Raw genomic sequence first — 4,905 nt, forward strand, 5'->3', positions numbered from 1 at the left:
TTAATCTGTCGATACGAATACGGCGTAGTCGACGAATGAGCTTACGCACTTTGACTGGATAGTCAGCAATACTTTGCAGGTCGCGATAGTGTTTCACGACGGTGGTGTGCGTGCGGATAAGCTCCAGCTCTTTATCACGCTGAGGAGTCAGTTCCTGCTGGGGATCATGGATAAGAATGGCGTTTTCCAAATCCAGCCGCCAGGCGCGGGGGTTAAGATTATTGCCGGTAAGCAGCATCCATTTATCATCAACCCACATGCCTTTCAGATGATAGGTGTTGTCATCATCTTTCCATAAGCGCACGACCAACTGGTCGGTATTCACGTAATACTGCAGTCTGCTCAGGAAACGGCGCAGATTTATTTCATACAGATAAGGCAGCGCACCGATGATCTTGAATGGCTCATCTTCCGGAATGAAGAAGTCGTTGGCGGTTTTATCACCGACAATGATTTCGACCTTTTTCCCTTCACGCAGTAGTTGAATGATATTGCGCACCAGGATGGCTGGTAGGTTGAAATAAGGCGTACAAATGGTGAGTTTGTGCTCCGCGCAGGGCATGAGGTGGAAAATAGTCTTATTTAACAGACTGGATTTTCCGAGCCCAACCAGCGGCGTGACCGAAAGCTGTTCGTTATCCGCATCACCCTGAAAATGGAAGGATGCATCGCGCAATTCCTGACGGTACAGGCGGATATCATTTTTAATTTCCGGGCTTTTAGGACGATGGATATCATCGAGACGATTAACGCCGCGCCCATTCATCAGATTCTGCGTAACCCAATCGTACATTATATCGGCCATCTTCGCGTTGCGAATCAGCTGATAGCGGTCATAGCGGTATTTATCATGTTGGTGTAAGTAAACATCGTTCAGACTGGCCCCGCTATACAGGACGCTATCATCAATGATAAAGCCTTTAAAATGCAGAACACCAAGCGCTTCACGGGTGTTAATTGGCACGCCGTAGACAGGGATATCGATACCAGGATTTTCTTGCGCCATGCGGCAATACCAGTCAGCGTTGGTATTGGATGCCGCAACACCAATGCGTCCACGCTGGGCTCGATGCCAGTCGACAAGCACCCGGATATCCAGTTCAGGACGCTGCCGCTTTGCCGCATAGAGCGCGTCGAGTATGCCTTTACCGCCGTCATCCTGTTCCAGGTACAGCGCAATAATGCAGATCCGTCGCGTCGCGCTGGCTATTTTCTCCAGCAGAGTCTCCCTGAAATTTGCGGGAGCATAAAAGAAATCTACATCATCAACTGACTGAGAAATCTTAGGTAGTTGGGCAAGGTGTTGTTGATGTTTATTACGCTTAAATTTTGACAACATCACAGTGCATTTCTTCTCTGTTCATTGAAGGGTCCTCTGTGCTTTGCAGACGACATAAGCGGGCAATGATACCACCAGTACCCATTAATGTGGTCAACATTTCCAGTACCTTACTCACGATTCCTCATATTGGGCCAGATTCAGCGTTAGCCCAACAATTCCCTCTTCGAGCTGGACATCGACATCAAACCCGAGTTTTCGGGCCAGGGCGACCATCCCCCGATTGTTTGGCATCGTAATACCATTTAAACGTCTAAGTCCGTGATCTCGGGTGTATGCAATCAACTTTTCCATCAACCGACGACCTAAGCCCAGCCCTTTGAGGTCAGAACGAACCAGCACGGCAAACTCGGCGTCAACGTTATCAGGATCCGAGATTGCCCTCGTTACGCCGAGGATCTCTTGCTGATTATCTTTACAGCGTACTGCCACAAAGGCCATTTCCCGATCGTAGTCGATCTGTGTCATATTGGCTAAATCTTCGTGGGTAAATTCGTTTATCTCACTGAAATAGCGATAATAAAGATCTTCTTTCGTTACCTGAGATATGAACTGCTGCAGATGAGGCTCGTCCTCCGGCAAAATGGGACGGAACAGGCAGCGATCGCCATTTTTCAACTCCACCCATTCTTCAAGCTGATGGGGATAAGGGCGTACCGCCAGCCTGCTTTCGTTATCGCCCGTGAAAGGGGCAATATCCAGTGTGACGTCCAGTGCAGTAAATTCCCCAGCAGAGGCCAGTAGAGGATGGATATCCAGGCGCTGAATTTCCGGACAATCGACGATCAGGTTGGAGACCTGGACCAACAGTTGGCTTAAACCTGCAATATCTAAGGGCCGTAGTGCGCTGCGAGCGCGGATCTTTTTGTTTTTGATCCCCTGGATCACCAGATAACGCGCCAGATTCATGTTCAATGGCGGCAAGGCCACCACGGCTTGCTCGTCTGGACGCCACTCAACCCCGCCTTCGCCCAGCATAATCAACGGGCCAAACACAGGGTCATGTTCAACGACGACGCGCAGTTCCTGAGCGCCAGCGCGATTTGCCATACTTTGTACTAATAAACCGTGAATGCGCGCCTGCGGCCAGGCCATTTTTACCCGATCAAAAATCGCATTGGCTGCCTGCTGCACCTCTGTTGCCGTACGCAGATAGAGCATTACCCCCTGAACTTCCGATTTATGCGGGATATCAGGAGAACGCAGCTTCAGTGCTACCGGGTAACCGATTTGTTCTGCGATATGTACGGCTTCCGCACTGTCGCTGGCGATCCATGTCGGCAGTGTGTGTAAGCCATAGGCGTGTAAAATCGGCTGCACTTCATGGGTATCCAGCGATGTCGCTCCCTCAGCAATCGCCTGCTGTAACAGACTATGCGCTTCGGCGGTGTTAGTGGTCAGGCTATCGGGTAGGGCTGGTGTTTCTCGCAGTTGCTTCTGGTTACGCCGGTACTCCACCATATGCATAAATGCAGTGATAGTGCCTTCCGGCGTACGATAGGTGGGTAATCCGGCTTCACTAAACAGCCTGCGGGCTTCCTGGGATGAAAACTCGCCGCACCAGTTGGTCAGCAACGAGACGAACTTGCCGCGCGGATGACGCTTTACCGCTTCGATCAACACCTGCGCGCTTTCGGTTCCGGGGGCGGCTGCGCTGGGTGAGTGAATCACCATCAGTGCGTCGAAATCCTGACTGGCGAGTAAAATATCCAGTGCCTTGACGTAATGTTCGCTGCTGGCATCATCACGCAGATCCAGTGGGTTGGCGATATCCACGTGAGCAGGTAGGGCATCGCGTAATTTCTGGCAGGTTTCTTCACTCAGCGCGGCCAGCTTACCGTTTCGCGACCACAGTTCATCTAATGCCAGCGCCGCGGGAGCGGCTCCATTGCTGATGATCATCAGCCTGTCGCCACGTAGCGGACGCATGTGGCTCAGGGTTTCGACTGCCGAGAAAAGCTCATGAGTGTCCTGAACGCGCAATAAACCAGCGCGTTGAATCGCCGCATCCCAGGCCGGGTCCATTCCGGCGCTGGTATGCAGTAAACGCTGTGCTGCGGGACTACGACCGCTTTTAATCACCAGAATAGGTTTATTGCGCGAGGCGCTACGGGCGGCGGAAACAAAGCGCCTTGCATCGCTTAAATGTTCGAGGTAGAGCAATATCGCGCTGGTTTTGCTGTCGCGGGCCAGGTAATCCAGCAACTCATCAACGTCTATATCCAGGCTGTCACCCAGCGCGATAAACCAGGAAAAACCCATGTCGCGCTGCTGCGCCCAGTCCAGAATGGTGTTGGAAATCGCCGCCGACTGGGAAATAAATGCCAGCTTGCCGCGCTTGATGGGGACGGGGGAAAAGCTGGCGTTAAGCCCCTGCCAGGGCGCGAGAAGTCCCAGACTGTTAGGCCCCAGCAGACGTATGTTGTAGCGTGATGCACAGGCCAGCAGCTCCGCGTGTTGCGCCGTGGGAGCCGAGAGAATAATGCAGGTTTTACAGCCTTTCTCGCCAAGCGCTTCGAGTAATGCCAGGTTACGGCTGGCATTGGTGCACAACACAGCGAGATCGGGGCTAAAAGGCAGGCTGTTGATATTGGGCCAGGCCAGTACGCCCAACACGGCTTTCCAGGCGGGGGTCACTGGTAAAACGGGGCCGTTGAACCCTCCTGCCAGCAGGTTACGCATCATCAGGTAACCCGCGCGATTAGGCTTCATTGACGCCCCAATCACCGCAATGGATTTCGGTCGCAGTAGCGCTTCCAGACCACGTTGACTCATATCGGCTTCCTTAATGACTCCAGTGACCGAATGATTTTAAACGCTTTCTGTTGAGTCTGCTGTGACGCTTCCCTGATGTTGAGTTTTTCCTGCCAGGTAGCGTGTTTTAAAGCGCGTGAAGTGCTCACCTAATCCTTCGGCTGCCTGCGTATCACCTGCCAGATCCAGTAAAGCAATTGCCACTTCGGCAGTGCAATATTGCCCCTCGGCATGGACTTCGCGCAGATGGTAAGCGGAGAGGCGTGATAAATCGACGGAGATCACCGGCAGGTTATCAAGGTACGGGCTTTTGCGGAACATTTTGCGTGCTTCTGGCCAGGTGCCATCAAGCATAATGAATAGCGGTGGTTTACCGGCTGGTGGTGTGAAAATGACCTCACGCCCCTCGTCGGCATAAGATGCCGGGAATACGACCATCGGCTGATAATCCGGATTTTTCACCAGTTCAAGCAGCGCCTGCGGTGGCTCGGTGCGTGACCACTGAAAAGCCGTTGTTTCGGGCAGGATATCGGCAATTAAACGCCCGGTATTGCTGGGCTTCATCGGTTCGGTATCAAACATCACCAGGCAAAAACGGCTTTTCGCCTGAGTTGGCGTCAGCGTTTCACACAGGCACAGTTTCAGCGGCAGCAGGCAGCGCTGACAGCGACGGATGCGATTACCTCGGGCAAGAAAAGGGCGCGTGGCGCGCGCAAGACGCTCGGCACGTAACTGGAGAACGGCGTTATTGGTCATCGGGAAGCACGTTGAAAAATGCTATTGTCTCAGAGGACAAAACGGGGCACAAGATG

Annotated in this window: 3 protein-coding genes; all 3 read right to left on the minus strand. The window is 52.7% G+C overall.

Annotation, left to right across the window (positions count from 1 at the left end):
• On the minus strand, positions 1-1,339 hold a 1,339-nt coding region (gene pssA / locus FDX03_RS03410; RefSeq protein ID WP_137345677.1), incomplete at its 3' end, for a CDP-diacylglycerol--serine O-phosphatidyltransferase.
• A 114-nt stretch (positions 1,340-1,453) separates the two neighbouring features.
• Positions 1,454-4,114: a protein lysine acetyltransferase gene (gene pat, locus FDX03_RS03415; protein ID WP_137345480.1), complete on the minus strand. Its 2,661-nt coding sequence runs from the start codon at positions 4,112-4,114 to the stop codon at positions 1,454-1,456.
• Positions 4,115-4,150: 36 nt separating this feature from the next.
• Positions 4,151-4,849: a tRNA-uridine aminocarboxypropyltransferase gene (tapT, locus tag FDX03_RS03420; RefSeq protein WP_048210879.1), complete on the minus strand. Its 699-nt coding sequence runs from the start codon at positions 4,847-4,849 to the stop codon at positions 4,151-4,153.
• Positions 4,850-4,905: the final 56 nt, after the last annotated feature.

This window comes from Citrobacter sp. wls827 (assembly GCF_005280875.1).
Taxonomy (GTDB): Bacteria; Pseudomonadota; Gammaproteobacteria; order Enterobacterales; family Enterobacteriaceae; genus Citrobacter; species Citrobacter youngae.

Bases quoted from the DNA above. Each gene is read 5' to 3' on its own strand.
- tapT (WP_048210879.1), bottom strand. From the start codon at position 4,849: ATGACCAATAACGCCGTTCTCCAGTTACGTGCCGAGCGTCTTGCGCGC.
- pat (WP_137345480.1), bottom strand. From the start codon at position 4,114: ATGAGTCAACGTGGTCTGGAAGCGCTACTGCGACCGAAATCCATTGCG.